This window comes from Streptomyces sp. P9-A4, assembly GCF_036634195.1.
GTDB lineage: Bacteria > Actinomycetota > Actinomycetes > Streptomycetales > Streptomycetaceae > Streptomyces.
Map to the genome: position 1 here is coordinate 5,155,574 of NZ_JAZIFY010000001.1, position 22,115 is coordinate 5,177,688.

Genomic DNA, 22,115 nt, shown 5'->3' on the forward strand with positions numbered 1-22,115 from the left:
GCCGCCCCGGACTCCCCGACGGCCCTCCCTCAGTCGCCCGACAGCTCCGTGTAGACCGCCGTCGCGTCGTCGTGCCGCTTCCAGCGGCGCGCCCCGCCCGCCCGCTCGTCCGCCGTCTCCAGGGCCCGCACCCGGTGGAGCAGGCCGAGCGACCCCTCCTTGCGCAGGACGCCGAGGCAGTCCGTCCAGTCGCCCGCGCCGAACAGGTCCACCCAGCGGCTCGCCCCGTCCGTCAGCGCGGCCAGCGACCGCACCTCCGCGCGCGGGGTCGTCCCCGTCACCGCCCGCGCCGCGACCGCCGGGTCGGCCGCCGCCGTGAAGAAGCCGCCCTCCCGGTTCCGCAGCCGGTCCGTCGCCTCCAGGGAGCGCAGGATCTCGTCCGGCACCCGGTCGAGCCGGTCGTCGAGCACCGCCCGTACCGCCCCGTCCGGCGCCTCGACCAGGAGGACCGAGTCGGAGAGCACGAGGTGCTCGACACGGGTGTCGTCCCAGCGGACGAGGACCACGGTCGCCTGGGGCGTACGCACGTGAGAAAGGTCACAGGTGTCCCGGTGGGCGTCCGCGGTGCGCCGGATCGCCCGGGACAGGATCTCGGACAGGGGCACGTCCGGCCGGGAAGCGGACAGTTCGGCCAAAGCCCCACCCAGGCGGGCGGTGAACCACGGCACGGAGTGCACACAACCGTCATCGGTCGCGGGTGGTGTGACGCCATCGAGGAGGACGACGGTTCCACCCCGGCCCGAGGCGGGCAGGGCGGCGGCCGCCCAGTCCTCGTTGGGGCGTTCGGGGCTGCCGGGAAGAGAGGCGACATCGCTGCGCATGACGTCCAGTGTGCCCGCCCGGCCGTACTCCTTCACAGGACCTGCAAATGACCGGAAATGGCCTGTACCAAGCTGCCGGTGACGGACCGGGAGGCGGAACGGCCACCTCCGTCGGGCTGCGGGCGGGCATCCTGCCAAAGGCCGCGCGGAAGATCCAACCGGCACCCCGTCGGGCCCCGTCCCGCCCGCCTTGGCAAGTTGTTCGCCAACTCATGAGTGCTGTTCACTCGTTCGGGTGGCGGAGCGGCCGATGCGCGCCTCCTACCCAGAAGCGCTGGAATGGTCGGAAGCCGTACCAGGGGTGGGGGCGCTCCACGTGACCGGTCGTCACCTCTGCTTTGTGGGTGGACGAGTCAAGAATGCGAGCACCGGTGCAGATGAAGCGGCCTCGGAGCAAGAACGGCACGCGGAGCCGGACCCCCGGCGCAGCACCGACCCCGGACGGCACCGCGACGGCGCCCCTCGCGCAGGCCCAGCCGCCCGCCGGCCGCCCCAAGCGCGTCCGCAACCGGCTGGTCGCCGGCGTCGCCCTCGTCGGCATCACCGTCCTCGCCGCCGGAGCCCCCGCGATCCTCGCCGCCTCCGCCGAGCTGACCGACACCCAGAACCTGGTGACGCTCGCCGAATTCGACCGGCAGGCCGTCACCCTCTCCCACTCCCTCGCCGACGAACGCGACGAGGTCGTCGCGTACATCGCCGCGGGCCGCGACAACCAGACCGGCGACGCCAAGCACAAGCGCCAGATCACCAGCGCCCGGTCCACCCGCGTCGACCGTCAGATCGACGAGATCCGGCCCGCCGCCACCACCGAACTCCGCCGCGACCTCGCCGGGGTCCCCTCCGTCCGCCGCGCCGCCCTCACCGGCAAGGGCACCGCCCTGGAGGCCCACCGGGCGTACTCGGAGATCATCGGCAAGCTCCAGGCCCTCGCCGACGAACTGGCCGACAAGACCCCGGCCCGCGCCGCCGACACCGCGCTCACCGAGGCCACCCGCGCCCCCGCCGCCCTCGGCCGCGCCGTCGAACAGGCCTCCGCCACCCGGGGTCTGCTGCTGGCCGCCCTCTCCGTGACGCAGCCGGAGCCCACCGGAGACGTCCACTACGACCCCGAGACCGACAGGTACGTCTCCGACGTGCCCGAGGGCGCGGCCGAGGCCGAGCGGGCCCGTGACACCCTCACCGCCGCCGCCCAGCAGGCCCGGGTCCGTGAGCTCGCCGCACTCGGCGACTTCGACCAGGCCGCCGGTTCCGCCGCCCGCGACTCCCTCGCCGCCACCGTCTCCGGCCCCGACGTCAAGAGCGCGGAGCGCTCCCTCGCCTCGCTCACGGACCAGCCGAAGCTGACCGAGGGCGAGCGCGAGACCGACCCGGCCGGCCTGGAGGCCGCCCTCTCCTCCCGCGTCGAGCAGATGCGCGGCGTCGAGTCCGCCCTCGCCACCCAGCGCGTCGAGCGGCTCGCCGCGCTCCGCGACGACGATGTCACCGCGCTCGAACTGCGCATCGCCTTCCTCGGCGGCTGCCTGCTCGTCGCGATCGGCATCTCCACCTATGTGGCCCGCACCCTCACCCGGCCGCTCGCCGTCCTCCGTATCGGCGCCGCCCGGCTCGCCGCCGCCCCCGTCGCGCAGTCCGGCGAGGAGGCCGAGCCGGTCCGCTTCACCGGCCGCAACGACGAGTTCGCCCAGGTCGTACGCTCCCTCAACACCCTGCACGGCAAGCTCACCGGCCTCTCCGCGCACAACGAGTCGCTCACCGGCCGGCTCAGCGACGGACAGGACGACCTGGCCGCCGCCAAGGACGCCCTCGGCGCCGAACTCGCCACCCAGCGCGCCGAACTCCAGGGTCAGGTCGCCCTCCTCACCGCCGACCTCGAACGGCTCCGCGGCACCGTCCACCACACCTTCGTCAACCTCTCGCTCCGCAGCCTCGGGCTCGTCGAGCGGCAGCTCGGCGTCATCGAGAAGCTGGAGGAGCGCGAGCAGGACCCGGACCGCCTCGCGACCCTCTTCAAGCTCGACCACATGGCGACCGTCATGCGCCGCCACAGCGAGAACCTCCTCGTCCTCGCCGGGCACGAGCACGTCCACGGCCACGCCGGACCCGTTCCGCTGGTCGACGTGCTGCGGGCCGCCGTCAGCGAGATCGAGCGGTACGAGCGGGTCACCATCCAGTCCCTGCCGCCGCACGCCCAGCTCGCCGGCTTCGCCGCCGACGACCTGAGCCATCTGATCGCCGAACTCCTGGAGAACGCCACCTCCTTCTCGCCGCCCGACGCCGAGGTCCAGCTCTCCGGCTGGCTCCTGGAGACCGGCGAGGTCATGCTCTCCGTCCAGGACGCGGGCATCGGCATGACGCCCGGCCGCCGCTCCGAGCTCAACACGAGCCTGGCGAAGGCCGACCCGTCCGCCTTCGAGGGCGAGGGCCTGGGCATGCGCGTCATCGCCGTGCTCGCCGCCCGCCACGGCGTCCGCGTCGAGCTGCGCGAGCAGCAGCCGGGCGGCACGGCCGCCGTCGTGGTCCTGCCGCCGCCGCTGCTCCCCACCGCCCCGCCGGCCACCGTGACGGAGCCCGTACGGGTGGCGGGCGCGGCCCCCGTGCTCCAACTGCCGGGCTCGGCGGCGGAGGCCAACTCCAACGCGCTGCCGTCCCGGAGCCGGGACCCGCTGGTGGAGGCGGCGGAGCGGGCGTTCATGGAGGCGGAGGCGAACGCGGCGAGGGAGCGGGGCGAGGAGCCCCCGGAGCCCGCCGCCGAGCCGACACCGGAGCCGGAGCCGGAGCCGGAGCGGACGTACGAGCCGGAGCAGGCACCGGAGCAGGCGTACGCCCCCGAGCCCGAGCAGGCGTACGTGCCCGAGCCCGAGCAGGTGTACGCCCCCGAGCCCGAGCAGGCGTACGCCCCCGAGCCGGTCAGCGCGTACGACCCCGCCCCCGAAGCCCCCGTCCACGACGAGCCCGCCCCCGAGGCGTCGCCCGCCCTCGGTGAGTCCCTCTCCGAGACCACGCTCCAGGTCCGGCTGCCCGACCCGCCGCCGGAGCCGGACACCCATGAGCGCGCCGCCGACGCGGGCAGCGCCGTCACCCCCGAACCGGTCCCCGAACCGGCCCCCGAGCCCGAAGCGGACCAGTCGGTTCCAGGGCCGCGGGCCGCGCAGTGGGAGCGGGTCACCGACAAGGGCCTGCCCAAGCGCACCCCGCAGGTGGTGCGTCAGGCCGGCGCCACCGCCACCCCCCGAACGGGTGGTGTGGACGCGGAGGCACTGCGCCGCCGCCTGGGCGGATTCCACCAGGGGGCCAAAGCGGGGCGCCGTGACGTGGAAGCGGAGTTGGACACGGCGGGGACGGAAGACGTAAGGACTGCACGTACAGAGGAGATGTCGGGGGACACAGTCGAGGAGGCACGCAGTTGACTGCGACGGGAACGTTCGGACTGAGCACGGAAGCCCGCAACCTGCAATGGCTGCTCGGGAACCTGGTGGAGGAGGTGCCCGGCGTCCGCTCGGTCGCCGTCGTGTCCTCCGACGGCCTGATGCTGCTCTCGTCCGACCCGGCCACCCAGCAGCATCCGCCGGCCGCCGCCGAGGCCGGCCGTTTCGAAGGGCCGCGCGGTTCCAGCGCCGACCTGGCCACCATCGTCTCCGGCATCGGCAGCCTGACCATCGGCGCCGCACGGCTGATGGACGGCGGCGGGGTCAAGCAGACCATGGTCGCGATGGAGGAGGGCAGCGTCTTCGTGATGTCGATCAGCGACGGCTCGCTGCTCGGCGTGCACGCCACGCCCGACTGCGACATGAGCGTCGTGGCGTACCACATGGCGCTCTTCGTGGGCCGCGCCGGTCACGTACTCACCCCCGAAGTCCGCAGCGAGCTGCGCAAATCGATGGAGAGCACCCAGTGACGTCAGCTTCCGCCCACCGGCTGCCGGTACGCGGAGACGCGCGCCGCCCCGCGCGCGTACGCCCGTACTCGCTGACCGGCGGCCGTACCCGCTTCGGCCACGTCCTGCTCGTCGAGACCTTCGTGGCGGCGCTCGAAGCGCCCGCCGTGCGCAAGGTCCTGACGGACGGCGGGCCCGGCGCCCGCGGCCTGATGCCGGAGATGCGGGCCATCGTCGAGATCTGCCGCCGGATGCGCACGGTGGCGGAGATCTCGGCACTGCTGAAGATGCCGTTGGGTGTCGTCCGGGTGCTGCTCAGCGACCTGGCCGACCAGGGAAAGATCCGCGTGTACGGGACCGGTCACGGCACCGGCCAGCCCGACCGCGCGCTCCTCGAAAGGGTGCTGAGTGGACTCCGTCGTCTCTGACGCCTCCGCCGTCTCCGACTCACCGGTGGTCGCGGGCATTCCCGCGCAGCCCGGGGCCGACCTGTTCACGCGGGACACCGCGGGGGCGGAGGACGCCGCCCCGGACCCCGAGGACGGGGCGCGGGACTGGCAGCTCGACCACACGCGCGCCCCGATCGCGACGAAGATCGTCGTCGCGGGCGGGTTCGGCGTCGGCAAGACCACCTTCGTCCGCGCGGTCTCGGAGATCACCCCGCTCCAGACCGAGGCGCTGATGACCCGGGCGAGCGAGGACACCGACGACCTCAGCGCGACCCCGGACAAGCTGACGACGACCGTGGCGATGGACTTCGGGCGGATCACGCTCGACAACGACCTCGTCCTGTACGTCTTCGGCACGCCGGGGCAGCAGCGCTTCTGGTTCATGTGGGACGACCTGGTGCGCGGGGCGATAGGCGCGATCGTGCTGGCCGACACGCGGCGGCTCACGGACTGCTTCCCGGCGCTCGACTACTTCGAGAGCTGTGGGCTGCCGTACATCGTGGCGGTCAACCACTTCGAGGGCACGGAGCTGTTCGATGCGGACGACGTGCGGGAGGCGCTGACCGTGTCCCCGGACGTACCCGTGGTGATCATGGACGCGCGCAAGCGGTACAGCGTCGTCGAGAGCCTGCTCGCGATGGTCGCGCACGCCCTCGAAGCCACCCCCGAATAGTTCTCCCCGTCACGCCAGGAGCTCCACCCATGCGGAAGATACTCATAGTCGGCGCCGGTCAGTCCGGCCTCCAGCTCGCCCTCGGACTCCAGACGCGGGGGTACGAGGTCACCCTCATGTCGAACCGGACGGCGGACGAGATCCGGTCCGGCCGGGTCATGTCCACCCAGTGCATGTTCGACACCGCGCTCCAGCACGAGCGGGACCTCGGCCTCAACTTCTGGGAGTCGCAGGCGCCGAGGACGGAGGGCGTCGGCATCTCGGTCGCCGCGCCCGACTCCACGCGCGCGATCGACTGGGTCGGCCGGCTCGACGGGTACGCGCAGTCCGTCGACCAGCGGGTGAAGATGGCCGGCTGGATGGAGACCTTCGCCCAGCGCGGCGGCCAGCTGGTGATCCACGGTGTGGCCGTCGGCGATCTGGACTTCTTCGCCCGCGGCTACGACCTGGTGCTGGTCGCGGCGGGCAAGGGCGAGCTGGTGTCGATGTTCGGCCGGGACGCCTCCCGTTCGCCGTACGACGCGCCGCAGCGGGCGCTGGCCGTGGCGTACGTCCACGGCCTCGGGCCGCGCCCCGAGCACCCCGACTTCGACGCGGTCCGCTGCAACGTGGTCCCGGGCGTGGGCGAGCTCTTCGTCATGCCGACCCTGACGACGGGCGGCCGCGCCGACATCCTCTTCTGGGAGGGCGTCCCGGACGGCCCGCTCGATGTGTTCCGCGGCGTCAAGGACCCCTCCGAGCACCTGGCGCTGACCCTGGAGCTGATGGAGAAGTTCGTCCCCTGGGAGTACGCGCGGGCCACCCGGGTCGAACTGACCGACGCGGGCGGCACGTTGGCCGGCCGCTACGCCCCGACCGTCCGCAACCCGATCGGCCGGCTGCCCGGCGGCGGCCTGGTCCTCGGCGTCGCGGACGTCGTCGTGGCCAACGACCCGATCACCGGCCAGGGGTCGAACTCGGCGTCCAAGTGCGCCGCCGCGTACCTCGCGGCGATCGTCGAGCAGGGTGACAAGCCCTTCGACGCGGAGTGGATGCAGAGCGCCTTCGACCGCTACTGGCAGACGGCCCAGCACGTCACCAAGTGGACGAACGCGATGCTGGCACCCCCGCCGGAGCACGTCCTGAACCTCCTGGGCGCGGCAGGCGGACTCCAGCCGGTCGCCAACCGCTTCGCCAACGGCTTCAACGACCCGTCGGACTTCGAGAACTTCTTCTTCGACCCGGAGAAGACGTCGGCGTACCTGGCAGAGGTCGCCGGGGCCTGACCCGGGCCCGGTGAACCGCGGCCCGGGCTTCGGGCACCGGCCGTCGCGTCGGGACGGGGGCCGTAAAACCGGTCGAGCCGCCACGCCCCGAGGCTCGATCATGTGTTCATGTCTCAGTCGAACACCCTGGCCCGCGTGGACGCCGACCTCGTCGCCGGTCGGGTCCCCATGGCGCGGCAGCGGCTGCGCGGGCTCGTCGCCTCGTTCCCGTACGACCTGACGCTGCGGCGCCGGCTCGCCGAGGTGTACCGGCTGTACGGGGACGCGGCGGAGGCCGGGCGCTGGACGTACCTCGAGGAGGACCGGAGCGCCGAGGAGACCGCCGCCTTCGAGGCGCGGTACGGATCTCCCGGGCGGCGGATGAAGGCCCTCGCATGGCGCGGGCCCGAGGAGCTCGCCGCCACCGCCTTCGCACACGGACAGCTGGTGGCGGTGCGGACCGCGTGCGCCGAGCGGCTGGGACGTCCGGTCGACTGGGACGACCCGTCGTCCTACGGCGAGGACACGTACGAGGAGCGCGCGTCGGACGTCGGCGGGTGGTCGGTCGGCGGGTTCGTCGCGGGTGCCGGCTGCCTCGTGGGGGTCGTCGCCTTCGTATGGGTCTGGGTGCTCGGCGTCATCGCCCTCTTCAGCGACTGACGGCTCTCCTCCGCCCACCGGACCGCCGCCGGCGCCAGCAGGCCCGTCGTCGCGAACAGGGCGCCGACCACGTACCAGCCGGGGCGGCCCCAGCCCACGCACAGGGCTATGAGGAGGGCGGGGCCCACCTGGTCACGGCCCGCAGATAGGCCCGGAACTCCTGGGGCCGTTCCCCTCCGTGGTGGCGGACGAGCGGCGCACGGGCCGCCAGCCCCGCCGCCTTCGCCCCGGTGGCCGTCGAGACCGCGAGGACGAACGGCCAGAAGCTGTCGGCGAGGACGAACGCGCCCGTCGCCACCGCCTGCACCAGCAGCGTGGCCACGTACACCCCCCACGCTCCGTGCCGGTCCGCGAGATGGCCGACCCCGATCCCCACCGCGAGCGGCTTGCAGGAGCAAGGGGTGTGTGGGGAAGGGGGGTTCAGGGGGAGTTCAGGAGCGGTCGGGCCCCTCGGCCCCGCCGCTCCGGTCCCCGGCCCCGCCGCTCCGGTCCCCGGCCCCTTCGCCCCGGTCGTACCCCTCGTCCCCGCCGTCCCTCGCCCCCGCCGGAAGCTCCGGCAGGGTGTACGCGGCCAGTGCCTTCCCCTCCTCGTCCGGGCGCACCGCCCCGAGCAGCGGGTTCGCCGCGATCGGGGACACCTTCACCTTCCCGCCCGGCCTCGGCGCCTGTACCACCAGGCCCTCGCCCAGATAGAGCGCCACATGCGTCGCGCCCGGGAAGTACACCACCAGGTCACCCGGCCGCAGTTCCGTCAGCGGCACCCTGGGCAGCTCCGCCCACTGCTCCTGGCTGGTGCGCGGCAGCTCTCTGCCCGCCGCCGCCCACGCCTGCTGCGTCAGCCCCGAGCAGTCGTACGCCTCCGGGCCCTCCGCCCCCCACTCGTACGGCTTGCCGATCTGCCCCACCGCGAACCGCAGCGCCTCCGCGCCCGCCCGTGACGGGGTGCGCCGGACGTCCAGGACCCCCGAGTCGAGCAGTTCGCGCTGCGCGCCCGCCGTCTGGGTGCGTTCCAGCTCCGTCAGCCGCGCCAGCTGCTCCGGCGAGAGGCCGGCGAGCAGCTTCTCGACCTCCGCGAGCCGTGCCCGCACCTCGTCCCGCCGGGTGCGCTGCGCGGCTGCGAGGGTCTGCTGCCGGTCCAGCGCCTTCCGCGAGGCCGCCGCCAGCGTGTCCGCCTGCCGCTCGGCCCCCTCCAGCCGCGACACGGTCGTGGCCCGGTCGCGGGCCGCACGGGCCATCAGATGCCCCTGGTCCAGCGCCGACTGCGGGTCCGACGCGAACAGCAGCCGCAGGTACGACGAGAACTCGGACCTGCCCTGGTACTGGTCCCGGGCGATCCGGCCGGCCGCCGCCCGTCCCTGGGCCAGTGCGGTCCGGGCGGCGGTGAGCCGCGCGGTGACCTTCTTGGTGTCGGCGGTCCGCACCTTGAGGGCCTCCTCGGCGGCGTTGAACCGCTCGGTGGCCTCCTCGGCCTGCTGGTAGAGCGTCCGCATCCGGGTGAGGAGGGCGGTGACGGAGTCACCGCCGGAGGGGGGGAGGGCTGCGGCGTCGTCGGTTGTGGCGGGGGGACTCGCACCCGCTGGGGACTCGGGAGTGTCAGGGGGGATGGGGGTGCCGGGGGATACGGGAGCTGCCGGGGCGTCGGAGGAGGCAACGGCGTCGTCGGGGACGGCAGGGGACGCGGGGGCGTCGGGGGCAGCGGGGACAGCGGGGGAGGCGGGAGCCGTCGGGGCGTCCGGCCTCATCCCGTCGGTCTGGGTCGTCCCGTCGGTCTGGGTCGTCCCCTCGACCGTGTCCGTCCCCGACCCCGTCCCCGACCCCGCCCCCGGATCCACCGGCCCCACCGGCTCCGCCGCCGGGTCCGCCCACGCGATCGGCGCCTCCGCCGGCGGGTCGTCCTGCGGCCCGGGCGCCTTCGCACCCACCGGAGCGACTCCCGTGAGCGCCGTCATCGCGGCCAGCGCCCCCGTGCAGACCGTACGCAGCAGCTTGCGTGACACGTCATCACCTCCACGGGGATGATGACGCCTCACTTCATCTGATTACCGTACGAATAGGGGCGCGCCCGGCGGCCTCACCCGTCCGGCTCAGCGTCCCCGGAGCGGGCCCCGCCGCCCGGCTTCGACCACGGCCACCTCAGCTCGCGCCGCTCGCGGCCCTCGGGGGCGTACTCGTAGACCCAGCCCCGCTGGAGCCCGAGCCGCTTCGTGTAGCCCGCCGGTTCGCGCCGGTACGCGTACAGCATCGGCGGGCGCCCGTCGTGGGCCGGGACCGGGATCTCGTACCACTTCGGCGGGTGGCCGGTCGGGCCGAGCAGGATCGGCAGGACCCGGCCGTCGAGGGGGCCGCCGCGGAAGGGGGTGTTCTCGCTCTTCACCCCACCAGTCTCCCCTCCGGTCCGCCGTCCCGCCGGACCTCCCCACCGGTCACAGCAGGTGGGCCGCCCCGCCCACCACCGGCAGCACCCGCCGGGCCAGCCGCGCGACCGGTCCCTCGGGGGTCTCCTGGGCGAGGAGCAGCCCGATCACCCGCGCCGTCTCCTCGTCGCCCGCCGCGGTCGCCGCGAGCAGGGCGACGAGATGGTCCACCAGCCAGTCCCGCAGCTCCCCGGCCGGTGGCCGGGGGTCCTCGTCGAGCCAGATCAGCGAGGCCGCCTCCACGGCCGCGATCCACGTCCTGACCAGCATGCCGAGCCGGGGGCCCGGCTTCTCCGCCCCCAGATGGACGAGGATCTGCTCCGCGGCGGCCCGCCGCACCTCGTCGACGATGGCGCTGGTCCGGGAGGTCTCGGCGACGCTGCCGCCGCGCAGCAGGGCGCTGAACCCGGCGTCGTGGCCGTCGACGAAGGCCAGGTAGCGGTCGAGCACCCGGCCGAGCCGCTCGGTGGGCGGTCCGGCCGGCGGTTCGGCGAAGCAGCGGTTCAGGGCGTCGGCGGAGGAACGCAGGGCGGCTTCGTACAGCTGCTGCTTGCCGCCGGGGAAGTAGCGGTAGACGAGCGGCCGTGAGACGCCCGCCGCCTCGGCCACGTCGTCGAGCGAGACGTCCTCGGGCGACCGGTGCGCGAAGAGCTCCTGGGCGGCGTCGAGGAGCTGCCCGCGCCGCTCCTCGACGCTGAGCCGGCGGTACGCGGGGGTGGCGGGGCTCGTCATGCCCCGCAGGGTATCCGCAGCGGAACGCGCGGGGGTGTCCCGGAGCGGCCGTCCTCGTGACGCCACCGATCGGTCGTGTACGACTTGTTGACGATCCGTCTACCAACGTGTGAGCCTGGCTGGCAGGACCCGCTCCCGAAGGAGGCGTCAGTGTCGACGCGCGACCTCTACACCTCGGCTCCGTCCGCACCTGTCTGGCAGGTGCCCGCCACCGGCTCCGCCCGCTTCTCCTGGGACTACGACGACGGCCGCGAGCGTCTCCTCGCCCTCTACCAGAAGGGCAAGGACAAGCAGTGGGACGGCGCGACCCGCATCGACTGGGGCATCGAGGTCGACCCGTACGACCCGCTCGGCACCCCCGACGAGGTCCTGACCCTCCACGGCACCCGCCACTGGGCGAAGATGACCGAGAAGGACAAGGGCGACCTGCGCCGGCACTACTCCTCCTGGCAGTTCAGCCAGTTCCTCCACGGCGAGCAGGGCGCCATGATCTGCGCCGCCCGGATCGTCGAGTCCGTGCCCGACCTCGACGCCAAGTTCTACTCGGCCACCCAGACCATGGACGAGGCCCGGCACGCCGAGATCTACGGGCGCTTCCTGCACGACAAGATCGGCATGCTCTACCCGATCAACGACAACCTCCAGGGCCTGCTGGACGACACCCTGCGCGACTCCCGCTGGGACATGCCCTACCTCGGCATGCAGGTCCTCATCGAGGGGCTCGCGCTCGCCGCGTTCGGTATGATCCGCGACACCACCGACAAGCCGCTGCCGAAGCAGATCCTCGCGTACGTGATGCAGGACGAGGCCCGGCACGTGGCCTTCGGGCGGATGGCCCTGCGCGACTACTACAAGCAGCTCACCGACGCCGAACTCCGCGAGCGCGAGGAGTTCGTCATCGAGGGCTGCTATCTGATGCGCGACCGGCTGCGCGGCGTCGAGGTCCTGGAGAACTTCGGCATCCCGAAGAGGGAGGCGGAGGAACTCAGCGAGCAGAGCGAGTTCCTCCAGCTCTTCCGCAAGCTCCTCTTCAGCCGGATCGTCCCCTGCGTCAAGGACATCGGCCTGTGGGGCGAACGCCTCCAGAAGGCCTACCTCGACATGGGCGTCTTCGATCTCGGCGACTCCAACCTCGACCTGCTGATGACCCAGGACGAGGAGATCGCGGAGGCGCTCGACGCGGAGCGCTTCGCGCGGGAGGAACGGGCCCGGGTCACGGAGGTCGCGGACGCGATCGAGGCGGGGGCGGTGGAGGCGTAGGGGGAAGTCCGGGAGACCGCACCCGGCGGACCGCACCCCGCCACCGCACCCGGCGGACCCCGTTGTCATACGTCTGACGTAGCGTGCTCGTCATGACCATGCCGCCCTCGCCGAGCCAGCCGCCCCACCAGCCGTACGGCGGACCCGTACCGCCCCCGCAGCACCCCGGGCCGTACGGCTCCCCCCAGGGCTTCCCGCAGCAGGGTCACCCCCAGCCGGGCCACCCGCCGCACGGCGTCCCCCCGCAGTACCCGGGGCCCGGCGCCGGGGCCTGGGGGCAGCCGCCCATGGGGCCGCCGCCGAAGAAGAAGATGTCGGCCGGGGCGATCGTCGCCATCGTCCTCGGATCGCTGGTCGTGGTCGGCGGTCTCGGCTACGCGGCCAAGGCCGGGCTCGCGGGCGTCACCGGGTCCTTCCCCGAGGCGACGCACAAGCTCGTCGTCCCCAAGACCCTCCTCGGCGGGAAGTACACCCTCGTCTCCGACCTGTCCGACACCCAGGGCAAGGAGATCGAGGACACCCCCGACCTCACGGTGAAGGACGCGACGGCGGCGGTCGGGCAGTACAGCGGCAAGGACGGGGCCGTCCTCGTCCTCTCCGGAATGTACGGACGCATCAAGAGCGGCGAGGCCAGCCGCGCGTCCATCCTGGAGGGCGCCGCCAAGGACAAGGGCTCCACGCTCGTCGTCGGGCCCGAGGAGTTCACCCCCGCCGGGTACGGCGTGACCGTGAGCTGCCAGGTCACCACGTCGAAGACCGCGCTCGGCACGACCACGCTCCCCATGTGCGCCTGGGGCGACGACAACACCGCGGCGGCCGTCGCCCTCGTCGACCCCGCGTCGGCCACCGCCGACCCCAAGGGAATCGACCTGGCCGCACTCGCCGAGACCACGGCCAAGGTCCGGGCGGAGACCCGCAAGCCGCTCGACTGACACCGCCGCCCGGCCGGCGCGCCCCGCGTGCTGGTCACCTCCGCGCCTCCGCCTCCAGCCGCAGCGCCTCCTCCATCACCGCCTTGGCGACGGGGGCCGCGCTGCCGCCCCCGCTGATGTCCGTACGGGAGGCCTCCGCGTCCTCCACGACCACCGCGACCGCGACCGCCGGCTGGGCGGAGTCCTCGGCCTGCGCCCAGGCGATGAACCAGGCGTACGGGGTCCCCGTGTTGCCGAAGCCGTGCTGCGCGGTGCCCGTCTTGCCGCCGACCCGGGCGCCGGGGATCGCCGCGTTCGTGCCCGTGCCCTCCTCGACCGCCTTCACCATCAGCCGCTGGAGCTGGATCGCGGTCGAGGGGTTCATCGCCTGCCGGTAGCTGCGGCGGCCCGTCCGGTCCACGGTCGTGCCGCCGGAGGTGGTGGTGCGGTCGACGAGGTACGGACGGGCGATCTCGCCGTTGTTGGCGACGGCCGACGCCACCATGGCCATCTGGAGTGGCGTCGCGGTCGTGTCGAACTGCCCGATCGACGAGAGGGCCAGCTGGTCCGGGCTCATCTTCCGGTCGAAGTTGGACTTCGCCACCCAGGACGGCACCCGGAGCCCGGTGTCGTTGAAGCCGAACCGCTCCACCGCGTCGACCATCCCGGCGAGGCCCACCTTCACCCCGAGGCCGGCCATCACCGTGTTGCACGACCACTGGATCGCGGCGGCGAGCGACGCGTCGGCGCAGCCCGTCGCCTCGTTGGGCAGCACCTGCCGGGTGCCGGGCAGCACGAAGGGGTCCGGGGTGTCGGTGGGCGCGTCCACGTCGCGGACCACCCCCGCGTCCAGGGCCGCCGCCGCCGTCACGATCTTGAACGTGGAGCCCGGCGGGTACGTCTGCCGCAGCGCCCGGTTCAGCATCGGCTGGTTGGGCGAGGTGTTGAGCCGTCGCCAGGCGTCCTCGACCTCCCGGCCGGTGCCGGACAGGACGCCGGGGTCGTACGAGGGGGAGCTGACGAGCGCCAGGACGCGCCCGCTGGACGGTTCGACGGCGGCGACCGCGCCCCGCTTCCCGTCGAGACCCCGGTAGGCGGCCTCCTGCATCGAGGACCGGATCGTCGTCACCACGTCGCCGCCGGGCTGCCGGCCCCGGGTGAGGTCGTTCCAGAGCGGCAGCGGCGCCAGCATCGGGTCCGTACCGGCCAGGACCGCGTCCTCGGCGTGCTCGACGAGGGTCGTGCCGTACGTCTGCGAGGAGTAGCCGGTCACCGGTGCGTACAACGGGCCCTGGGGGTAGGTCCGTTCCCAGCGCAGCTGCTGCCCGCTGTCCCGGGAGGACGTCACCGGCTTCCCGTCGACGACGATCTCGCCGCGCGGCTCGGTGTACCGGTCGATGGCGATCCGCCGGTTGGCCGGGTTGTCGTCGAGCGAGTCGGCCTCGAAGACCATCACACGGGCGGCGTTGACGAGCAGTGCCACCAGGAGGACCAGACAGAGCGCGGCGGCCCGCCGGGCGTACCGGATCACGTGGTTCTCCCCGGGGCGTACGGCCTGGTCACGAGGCACCCTCCTTCACGGGCGCGAGCGTCCCGGTGTCGGCGTCGTCGGGCTGGGGCGCGCGGGCCGAGTCGCTGACGCGGATGAGGAGCGCCACGATCACCCAGTTGGTCACCACCGACGAGCCGCCCTGGGCCAGGAACGGCATCGCCATGCCGGTCAGCGGGATCAGCCCCATCACCCCGCCCGCGATCACGAAGACCTGGAGCGCCACGATCGAGGCGAGCCCGATCGCGAGGAGCCGCCCGAAGGGGTCGCGCAGCGAGAGGCCGGCGCGGTAGCCGCGGGCGACGAGCAGCGCGTACAGCAGGAAGAGCGCGGTCAGTCCGGAGAGGCCCAGTTCCTCGCCGGCCGTGGCGAGGATGAAGTCGGACTTGGCGGCGAAGCCGATGAGGACGGAACGGCCGAGACCGAGCCCCGTGCCGAGCATCCCCCCGGCCGCGAAGGCGAACAGCGACTGGGCGAGCTGTCCGGGGCCGTCGCCCGCCCGGATGGAGGCGAAGGGGTCGAGCCAGTCCTGCACCCGGCTGTGCACATGGGGTTCGAGGGAGCCGACGAGGAAGGCCCCGGCGGAGGCGAGGACGAGCCCGACCGCGATCCAGCCGATGCGGCCGGTGGCCACGTACAGCATGATCACGAAGATCCCGAAGAAGAGCAGCGAGGTGCCCAGGTCCCGTTCGAGGACGAGGACCCCGACGCTCAGCAGCCAGATCGCCACGATCGGCCCGAGCACCCGCCCGGTCGGGAACTGGAACTTCCAGATCCGGCGGCCGGTGTACGCGAGCGCGTTGCGGTTGGCGGCGAGGTAGGCGGCGAAGAAGACCGCGAGCAGGATCTTGGCGAACTCGCCCGGCTGGAAGGAGAGACCGCCGATCCGGATCCAGATCTTGGCGCCGTTCACCGCCGGGAAGAAGATCGGCAGGATCATCAGGGCGAGCGCGGCGGCCACCGACACGTACGCGTACCCCTGGAGCGCCCGATGGTCGCGGAGCAGCAGCACGACCACGATGAACAGGCCCACCCCCAGCGTCGACCAGACCAGCTGGGTCGCCGCCGCCTGGTCGTTCGGTGTCTCCAGGTCGAGGCGGTAGATCAGCACCAGACCGAGGCCGTTGAGCAGGACCGCGATCGGCAGCAGCAGCGGATCGGCGTACGGGGCACGGAACCTGACCGCGAGATGGGCGAGGAGCGCGAGCAGCCCGAGCCCGGCCCCGTAGCGGGCCGCGTCCGGCGGTACGGCTCCGCTGCGGGCGAGGCCGACCTCGGCGTAGCCGTAGACGGAGATGAGGACGGCGCAGACGAGGAGGGAGAGTTCCACGCCGCGGCGCTTCGGGATGCGTACCCCGGGCGGGGGAGCGTCCGGGCGCGGTGCGGTCATGGCCGCAACGTAGCAAGCGGTATGCCCTATGTCCCTTTTGTGTGACGGTGTGCCGTGGAGTGCGCGCCGTCAGTCCGCCGGCTCGGCCGGGGCGGGAGGCACGTACTCCGGCAGCCGCAGCCGGGCCTCGGCGCCCCCGTCCGGGGCGACGGCGAAGACCAGCTCGGCGCCGATGACCTCCGTCTGCCCGACCGCGATCGTCAGACCGAGGCCGTGCCCCTTGCCGCCGCTCTCGGTGCGGAAGCGCTGCGGCCCCGAGTCCAGCAGATAGCGGGGGTAGCCGGGCCCGTGGTCCCGGACCGAGACCAGCGGCCCGTCCACCGTCACCACCACCGGCGGCGCCCCGTGCCGGTGCGCGTTGGCCACCAGGTTGCCGAGCACGCGCTCGACGCGCCGCCGGTCCGTCACCACCGCCGCGTCCCGGACGATCCGCACCTCCGTGTCGGTGCCCGAGACGCGGACCACCCGCTCGGTGAGCGGGCCCAGTTCGTGCACCGCGAGGTCCACGGTCTCGTTGCGGGCGTCGAGCCGGGAGATCTCCAGCAGGTCCTCGGTGAGAGCGCGCATCGCCCGCACCCGGTCCCGTACGAGCTCCGAGGGCCGCCCCTCGGGCAGCAGTTCGGCGGCGGCCGAGAGCCCGGTCAGCGGGGTGCGCAGCTCGTGCGCCACATCGGCGGTGAACCGCTGCTCGCTCTGCAGCTGGCGCTGGAGCGAGGAGGCCATCGTGTCGAGTGCCCCGGACACGGTGGCCACCTCGTCCTGCGGACGCGAGGGGTCCTTCGTACGGGGGTCGTCGACGCGCGCGTCCAGGTCGCCGGCGCTGATCCGGCGGGCCACCTGGGAGGTCAGATGCAGCCGCCGGGTGACCCGGGTGACGGCGAAGGCGCCCACGAGCAGCGTCGCGCCGATCGCGAGGACGGAGGAGCCGACGATCGAACGGTCGAGGGCGTCGATCGTCTCGGCGCTCTGCGTGTAGTCGACGCGCACGGCGAGGGCGCGACCCCCGACGCGGCCGTCGGTGGGGCCGTTCGCCGGGCCGTCGGCGGGACGGTCCGCCGGGCCCGCCGCCCACATCGTCGGGCGGCCCCGGTCGTCGGCGACCATCGTGCCGCGCTCCCCGCGCACGGCGAGCGCGCGCAGCGGCGCGGGGAGCCCGGCGGGGTCGATGCCGGCGAACCGGGGGAGCGGCTCGCCCGCCTCGTACAGCCTGCTGACGTCGGTGAGCCGCGCGAGCGCCTTCTCGCGCGAGTCGTGCACGGTCTGGCCGGTCACCGACACATGGACGAGGGTGCCGAGCAGCGCGGCGAGGGCGCAGCACATCACCGCGATGAAGACGGCGGCCTTCCAGGTGAGGGTCGCGGTCCAGGCGGGCAGCCGGGGAGCCCTCACGGGCGGGACCCGGCGGGGGCGGGTGCTGCGGACGCGGGTGGGGACGCGGATGCCGCTCGGGAGTCGGGGGCCACGCCCGGGGGCGGTGCCGGGGTGGGGGTCGGAGTCGGGGCCGGGCTCACGAGCCGGGGTGCGGGCACGGTCGAAGGGCCGGTCCCCGGGGGCTTCACGCGGATGATCTCGTCCCGGGTGGGCAGCATGCTCCGCTGCTGCTCGTCCCAGGTCCAGGCGGTGCGGTACTCGTACCCCGGGATGCCCGCCGAACTGGACCGCATGATCAGGTCCCGGCCGGCGATCTCCACGCTCACGACCTGGTCGACGGTGGACATGATCCGGGTGAGCCCGCCGTTCTCCGCGAGGTACACCCGTACCCCGAACTGCTGGTCCGGCATCCGGATGCCGACGATCAGCTCGTCCCGGCCGTTGCCGCTGAGGTCGTGGTAGTACGGCCGCAGGACGGGACACCCGGCCGACGCGGAGCCGCAGGCGTCCAGGGCGCGCAGGGTCCGCTCGTCCAGCGCGTCGGGGGCGGCGGTCCTGGCGTGCTCCTCGGCGCGGACGACCGCCACGGGGTCGACGGCGTGGACGTCGTCGCCGGGCGCCTTGATGCCGGGGACGCGCCCGGTGTTCGACTCGCCGTAGTCGATCGGCGGATTGGTCGCGGGCGGCAGATCGGGCCACAGCCGCGCGGGCCCGACGGCCGTGGGCGTCGTCCCGGCACTCTTCAGCCCGCCCTGGCCGCCGCTCCCGTCGCCGCAGCCGGTGAGGGCGAGGGCGAGGCCGAGGGCGCACAGGACTCCGGTGGCGGCGATCGGCACTCCGCGCGGTCCCACGCTGCTCCTCGTTCGGTCGGGTGGCCGAGGGGACCCGTTCGGGCCTCCTCCCCGTAGACCTTATTCGGAAGGAAGTCCTTTTTGTCTATTCGTATGGTTGTCGGGGTCGTCGGTACGCCCCGGCGGCGACCGGCACCGTGGTCAGAACCTGCCCCGCTCCATCCGCGCCAGGGCGGCCCGGCACAGGGTCAGCAGCTTCTCGTCGAGGTGGATGTCATGGCTGCCCGATGCCCCCTCGCGGGCGTTGTGACGCCGTCGGCGGGTCAGCTCGGTGAGGATCACCAGCTGGGCTTCCGAGGCCGCCGGACCCATCTCCGCCAGACACTCGGCGACGTCCACGCGCGCGTGCCGGTTCTCCTCCCAGGCCGCGAGCAGCACGGGCAGGGCCGCCGACGCGTCCCCGGAGACCCGCCACAGGGCCGCCGCGCAGCGGACCCGGACCCACAGGTCCCGCGAGGCCAGACCGGGCCTGAGGGCCTCGGCCGAACCGGCGGCGGCCGGGCCGATCTCGCCGAGGGCCTGGGCGGCGGCGCACCGGTCCGCGCCGGAGGCGTCGGGGCCGAGCCACCGTTCCAGGGCGGGCAGGACATCGCCCCGGTCGCCCTCGGCCGCCCAGAGGGCGCGCGCCGCCGTCGTGGCGACGGTGGCGGACTCGGCGTCCAGGAGCCTCCGCATGTCCGGTACGGCCTCCTGCGCGGCCGGCCCGAAGGCGGCCAGCGCCCGCAGGGCGGCCTCCCGCACCCAGTCGCGCCGGTTCGAGGGCGCACCGCGCAGGACCCGCAGGACCTCGGGGACGGCCTGGGCGCCGCGTACCGCCGCGAGGGCGTACAACAGTGGGGCGGCCCGGTCGTAGAGCCGCTCGTCGAGGTCGACCTCCGCGAGGCGGCGCCGTAGCAGCGGGGCGAGCATCGCGGCCGAGGGGCCGAGGCCGTCCATCGCGTACAGCAGCTCCCGCCGCACCTCGCGCTCCTCAAGCGCGCGGGCGAGCAGCGGGACGGCCCGGGTGTCGCCGGCGCGGGCCAGCGCGAGGAGCGCCCCGTCCCGCCCGGACCGGCCGGCGAAACCGCTCGAAGTGTCGGCGCCGGTGCTGTCGCTGCCGGCGCCGGTGCTGTCGTCGGTGGTGCCGGTGCCGGTGCCGGTGCTCGCGCTGTCGCTCAGCCCGGTCCCGGGCTGCTCCGGTCCGGGCTGCTCCGGTCCGAGCTGCCCCGGTCCCGGCTGCCCCGGTCCCGGCTTTCCCGGGTCGAGCTGTCCGGAGCCGAGCTGTCCGGAGCCGGGCTTCTCCGGTCCGAACCGTCCTGGTCCGAACTGTCCGGAGCCGGGCTGCTGGGCTCCGAACTGTCCGGAGCCGAGCTGCCCCGGTCCGAACTGCCCGGAGCCGGTCAACCCGGAGCCGGTCCACCCGGTGTCGATCCGCCCAGGGCCGATCTGCCCGGCGCCGGACCTCCCCGGTCCCAGCTGCCCGAGGTCGGGCTTCCCCGGTCCGGTACGCCCCCGCCGGGTCCGCCCCTGCGCCCCCGATGGGCCCCCGGACAGGCGGGTCGCCAGGGCGTCGGCGGCGGGCGCCCCCAGCTCGAAGAGCCGCTCCAGGAAGGTGGTGGCCGCCTCCCGGAGCCGTGGCTCCGGATCGTCGAGCTGCGCGCCGACGAGCCGGACGACCTCCTCGTACCGCCCGCGCCAGATCCGTATCAACCCGCCGCACAGCCAGATCGCGTCCGAGCGCTGCCCCCAGTCCGGGCTGCGCAGCTGCGCGAGGATCAGCGCGATGCGGTCGTCGACCCGGTCGTCGAGCGCCGCGTGCAGGGTCCGCAGCAACTCCTCCGTCCAGGGCGCGGGCCGCCCGGCTGCGTGCTCCTCCAGCAGCTCGCGGACCTGCCCGATCAGGGTCGGCGTCGCGGCCCGCTCGGTGCCGGGCGAGGCCGGTCCCCGCGCGGTCGTCCGGATCTCCTCCAGGAGGCCCGTCACCCACGGGACCACGTCGTCGGGGATGTCGCCGGGCGCGCAGCGCGCCCGCTGGGCGAGGGCCGCGAGCCGCAGCCCGGGGTCGTGGGCCGCGCGGGCCAGCCAGTCGAGCCAGTCGACGGTCTCGGCGCGCAGCGACGCGTGCCGCAGGGCGATCCGCCCGACGGCGGCCACCAGGGCGAGCCGTACCTCGTTGTCCCGCTCGACGGTGAGCCGCTCCCGCAGCAGGGTCAGGACCCGGGCGGGCTCGGGGTGCAGCGAGGCGAGGGCGCAGGGCGCGGCCAGCCGTACCTCGGGGTCCGGGTCCGAGACCAGCCCGAGGAAGACGTCGGCACCGGCGGCGATGGCGGCGGCGGCCATCGCGTAGTTCGCGGCGGGGATGAACTCCTCGTCGTCGGGGTCCAGTTCGTCCAGCTCCTCCTCGTCGTCGAGCTCGATGCCGCCGATGCTGGTGAGTAGTTCGACGATGCAGCCGCGGTCCTGGACGCCGGGGTCGGCGACCAGTTCGAGGAGGAAGGGGATGCAGGCGAGCGTGGAGTCGTAGACGTCGCCCTGGTGGTGCACGGCCCCGTACATGCCGTCGAGGGAGGTCTCGCGCTCCGCGGGATCGGCGGAGGCGAGTCCGCGGAGCAGCTCCGGCACGTCGTCCGCGGGGCCGTAGGCGTGCCCCAGCGAGGCCCAGTCGACCTCCTCGATCCCCGTCAGCATTGCCAGGCCGCCTTCCCCGTGAGCGCTGTACCAAGGCAGCAAGTGTGCACCACGTGACGGACAGCAAGGCCTTACAAGCGACACCCACTGCGCAGGGGGCCCCAGTTGCGACTTCTTTGCGCCATGTACGGTGCGGAGCGCGGCAGTTGCACTGGGTTGCGGGCGTGGGGGCGGGGACGCCGACGGTACGGAGGCAGGGCCCTGCGGCGGTCGTACGAAGGGGAGGTGCCGTCGGCGCCTCAGCCCTCCGACCGGACCCTGACGAAGGTCGCGTTCTCCTGCGGCTGCCGGCCCGCGAGCCGGCGCAGCTCCACGGGGACCGGCGGGTCCACCGGGCGCACCGGCCCGTGCTCGGGGTCCTGGGCGAGCGGGCCCGCGCGGTCGCCGACCAGCGCGCCGACCTCGCGGGACTGGGCCGGGGTGAGCCGGGGCGAGGTGGTCACCGTACGGCCGTCGGCCAGCCGTACGACCAGGGCCCGGGGCCGCCCAGGCGGGCCGATCAGTCCGAGGAGCACCCCGTCGTCGGTGTCGACGTGCCGGATCTTCCGCCAGGCCCAGGTGGGCCCGGCCCGGTAGGCCGAGCCCATCCGCTTCGCTACGATCCCCTCCACCCCGGCGGCCCGCAGGTCCCGGAACCAGCCGTGCGCGGTCTCCTCGTCGAGCGTCGCCAGGACCCGCTGGAGCGGCGGCCCGGCGTCCCGCAGGGCGGTGCCGAGCAGCTCCCACCGGTCGCGGAGCGGCAGGCCGCGCACATCCCGCCCCGGCACGGCCAGCAGGTCGAAGGCGATGTACGAGACCGGCACCCCCTCCCGGGCCCGGTCGGCGGGCGAACGCAGCAGGTCGGTGAAGCTCAGCCGCCCCTCCCGGTACGCGCACAGCTCGCCGTCGAGCACGATCCCGGGCGGCAGCCGGTCCCGCAGGTGCGCGGCGATCCCGGGGAACTCGGGGGCGAGGTCCCGGCGGGAGCGGGACTGGAGGACGACCTTCCCGTCGCCGAGGACGAAGGCGAGCGCGCGGAAGCCGTCCAGCTTGAGGGAGTACTGCAGCTCCCGGGGCGGCTCGGCCTGTACGGGAATCCCGTCGGCGGCCCGGGGCCGCATGACGTCGACGGGCGGAGGCAGCACGACCGCCTCGCTCCCGTACGCGCCCGCGCCCGCGCCCGTACCCGCACGTGCTCCCGTCCCCGTACCCGCACGTGCTCCCGTCCCTGCGCCCGCACGCGCTCCCGTCCCCGTACCCGCACGCGCTC

General features: G+C 74.0%; 19 protein-coding genes. 8 read left to right on the top strand and 11 right to left on the bottom strand.

The genetic code is table 11. From position 1 onward, the window contains the following. Positions 1 to 29: 29 nt before the first annotated feature. Positions 30 to 821 carry a hypothetical protein gene (locus V4Y03_RS23415; RefSeq protein WP_332436194.1) on the bottom strand — a complete coding sequence of 264 codons (792 nt, stop codon included), beginning with the start codon at positions 819 to 821 and terminating at the stop codon, positions 30 to 32. Between the two features lie 359 nt (positions 822 to 1,180). Between V4Y03_RS23415 and V4Y03_RS23420 the strand changes: the two genes are divergently transcribed. From V4Y03_RS23420 to V4Y03_RS23445, 6 genes are all read left to right on the top strand, one after another. Beyond that, the gene (locus V4Y03_RS23420; RefSeq protein ID WP_332436195.1) at positions 1,181 to 4,228 is read left to right on the top strand and encodes a nitrate- and nitrite sensing domain-containing protein; all 3,048 of its coding nucleotides are present in this window, start codon (positions 1,181 to 1,183) and stop codon (positions 4,226 to 4,228) included. Further along, positions 4,225 to 4,716: a roadblock/LC7 domain-containing protein gene (locus V4Y03_RS23425; RefSeq protein WP_317876170.1), complete on the top strand. Its 492-nt coding sequence runs from the start codon at positions 4,225 to 4,227 to the stop codon at positions 4,714 to 4,716. Before V4Y03_RS23420 ends, V4Y03_RS23425 begins: the two co-directional genes overlap by 4 nt. Further along, a complete protein-coding gene (locus tag V4Y03_RS23430) occupies positions 4,713 to 5,123 on the top strand; it encodes a DUF742 domain-containing protein (protein ID WP_317876171.1) in 411 nt (136 codons plus the stop codon). The genes V4Y03_RS23425 and V4Y03_RS23430 overlap by 4 nt, the downstream gene beginning before the upstream one ends. Further along, positions 5,104 to 5,817 (top strand): GTP-binding protein, encoded by a 714-nt coding sequence (locus V4Y03_RS23435; protein WP_317876172.1) that lies wholly within the window; start codon positions 5,104 to 5,106, stop codon positions 5,815 to 5,817. The genes V4Y03_RS23430 and V4Y03_RS23435 overlap by 20 nt, the downstream gene beginning before the upstream one ends. 29 nt (positions 5,818 to 5,846) lie before the next feature. Next, positions 5,847 to 7,082, top strand: a complete 1,236-nt coding sequence (locus V4Y03_RS23440) for a styrene monooxygenase/indole monooxygenase family protein (protein WP_317876173.1) — start codon at positions 5,847 to 5,849, stop codon at positions 7,080 to 7,082. A 108-nt stretch (positions 7,083 to 7,190) separates the two neighbouring features. Next, a complete protein-coding gene (locus V4Y03_RS23445) occupies positions 7,191 to 7,721 on the top strand; it encodes a DUF6584 family protein (protein WP_317876174.1) in 531 nt (176 codons plus the stop codon). Between the two features lie 106 nt (positions 7,722 to 7,827). Here the strand turns inward: V4Y03_RS23445 and V4Y03_RS23450 are convergent, their stop codons facing one another. The 4 genes from V4Y03_RS23450 to V4Y03_RS23465 form a co-directional block, all read right to left on the bottom strand. After that, complete coding sequence (locus tag V4Y03_RS23450; protein ID WP_317876175.1) at positions 7,828 to 8,049, bottom strand: hypothetical protein; 222 nt, start codon at positions 8,047 to 8,049, stop codon at positions 7,828 to 7,830. A gap of 103 nt (positions 8,050 to 8,152) precedes the next feature. Beyond that, positions 8,153 to 9,463 (bottom strand): NlpC/P60 family protein, encoded by a 1,311-nt coding sequence (locus tag V4Y03_RS23455; RefSeq protein ID WP_443079885.1) that lies wholly within the window; start codon positions 9,461 to 9,463, stop codon positions 8,153 to 8,155. A gap of 329 nt (positions 9,464 to 9,792) precedes the next feature. Further along, complete coding sequence (locus V4Y03_RS23460) at positions 9,793 to 10,095, bottom strand: hypothetical protein (RefSeq protein ID WP_317876177.1); 303 nt, start codon at positions 10,093 to 10,095, stop codon at positions 9,793 to 9,795. A 49-nt stretch (positions 10,096 to 10,144) separates the two neighbouring features. Then, positions 10,145 to 10,867, bottom strand: coding sequence for a TetR/AcrR family transcriptional regulator (locus V4Y03_RS23465; protein ID WP_332436197.1), 723 nt, complete (start codon positions 10,865 to 10,867; stop codon positions 10,145 to 10,147). Between the two features lie 150 nt (positions 10,868 to 11,017). Here V4Y03_RS23465 and V4Y03_RS23470 point away from each other — a divergent pair, with 150 nt between their 5' ends. Beyond that, complete coding sequence (locus tag V4Y03_RS23470) at positions 11,018 to 12,127, top strand: ferritin-like domain-containing protein (protein ID WP_332436198.1); 1,110 nt, start codon at positions 11,018 to 11,020, stop codon at positions 12,125 to 12,127. A 92-nt stretch (positions 12,128 to 12,219) separates the two neighbouring features. Next, positions 12,220 to 13,059, top strand: a complete 840-nt coding sequence (locus tag V4Y03_RS23475; protein ID WP_332436199.1) for a hypothetical protein — start codon at positions 12,220 to 12,222, stop codon at positions 13,057 to 13,059. Between the two features lie 34 nt (positions 13,060 to 13,093). On the opposite strand, the gene V4Y03_RS23480 is transcribed toward V4Y03_RS23475, so the two are convergent. From V4Y03_RS23480 to V4Y03_RS23505, 6 genes are all read right to left on the bottom strand, one after another. Continuing rightward, positions 13,094 to 14,569, bottom strand: a complete 1,476-nt coding sequence (locus V4Y03_RS23480; protein ID WP_332437252.1) for a peptidoglycan D,D-transpeptidase FtsI family protein — start codon at positions 14,567 to 14,569, stop codon at positions 13,094 to 13,096. A 28-nt stretch (positions 14,570 to 14,597) separates the two neighbouring features. Then, positions 14,598 to 15,977: an FtsW/RodA/SpoVE family cell cycle protein gene (locus V4Y03_RS23485; protein ID WP_317876182.1), complete on the bottom strand. Its 1,380-nt coding sequence runs from the start codon at positions 15,975 to 15,977 to the stop codon at positions 14,598 to 14,600. A gap of 69 nt (positions 15,978 to 16,046) precedes the next feature. Next, on the bottom strand, positions 16,047 to 17,366 hold the full coding sequence (locus V4Y03_RS23490) for a HAMP domain-containing sensor histidine kinase (RefSeq protein ID WP_332436200.1): 1,320 nt from the start codon (positions 17,364 to 17,366) through the stop codon (positions 16,047 to 16,049). Beyond that, on the bottom strand, positions 17,363 to 18,199 hold the full coding sequence (locus tag V4Y03_RS23495) for a hypothetical protein (protein ID WP_332436201.1): 837 nt from the start codon (positions 18,197 to 18,199) through the stop codon (positions 17,363 to 17,365). Before V4Y03_RS23495 ends, V4Y03_RS23490 begins: the two co-directional genes overlap by 4 nt. 141 nt (positions 18,200 to 18,340) lie before the next feature. Further along, on the bottom strand, positions 18,341 to 20,866 hold the full coding sequence (locus tag V4Y03_RS23500; RefSeq protein ID WP_332436202.1) for a PBS lyase: 2,526 nt from the start codon (positions 20,864 to 20,866) through the stop codon (positions 18,341 to 18,343). Between the two features lie 239 nt (positions 20,867 to 21,105). After that, the gene (locus V4Y03_RS23505) at positions 21,106 to 21,990 is read right to left on the bottom strand and encodes an ATP-dependent DNA ligase (RefSeq protein WP_332436203.1); all 885 of its coding nucleotides are present in this window, start codon (positions 21,988 to 21,990) and stop codon (positions 21,106 to 21,108) included. Positions 21,991 to 22,115 lie beyond the last annotated feature (125 nt).

What these genes read in the sequence shown, in the direction of transcription:
- V4Y03_RS23415 (WP_332436194.1), bottom strand. Translation starts at nt 821, where the DNA reads ATGCGCAGCGATGTCGCCTCTCTTCCCGGCAGCCCCGAACGCCCCAAC.
- V4Y03_RS23420 (WP_332436195.1), top strand. Translation starts at nt 1,181, where the DNA reads ATGCGAGCACCGGTGCAGATGAAGCGGCCTCGGAGCAAGAACGGCACG.
- V4Y03_RS23440 (WP_317876173.1), top strand. Translation starts at nt 5,847, where the DNA reads ATGCGGAAGATACTCATAGTCGGCGCCGGTCAGTCCGGCCTCCAGCTC.
- V4Y03_RS23445 (WP_317876174.1), top strand. Translation starts at nt 7,191, where the DNA reads ATGTCTCAGTCGAACACCCTGGCCCGCGTGGACGCCGACCTCGTCGCC.
- V4Y03_RS23455 (WP_443079885.1), bottom strand. Translation starts at nt 9,463, where the DNA reads ATGAGGCCGGACGCCCCGACGGCTCCCGCCTCCCCCGCTGTCCCCGCT.
- V4Y03_RS23465 (WP_332436197.1), bottom strand. Translation starts at nt 10,867, where the DNA reads ATGACGAGCCCCGCCACCCCCGCGTACCGCCGGCTCAGCGTCGAGGAG.
- V4Y03_RS23475 (WP_332436199.1), top strand. Translation starts at nt 12,220, where the DNA reads ATGACCATGCCGCCCTCGCCGAGCCAGCCGCCCCACCAGCCGTACGGC.
- V4Y03_RS23485 (WP_317876182.1), bottom strand. Translation starts at nt 15,977, where the DNA reads ATGACCGCACCGCGCCCGGACGCTCCCCCGCCCGGGGTACGCATCCCG.
- V4Y03_RS23500 (WP_332436202.1), bottom strand. Translation starts at nt 20,866, where the DNA reads ATGCTGACGGGGATCGAGGAGGTCGACTGGGCCTCGCTGGGGCACGCC.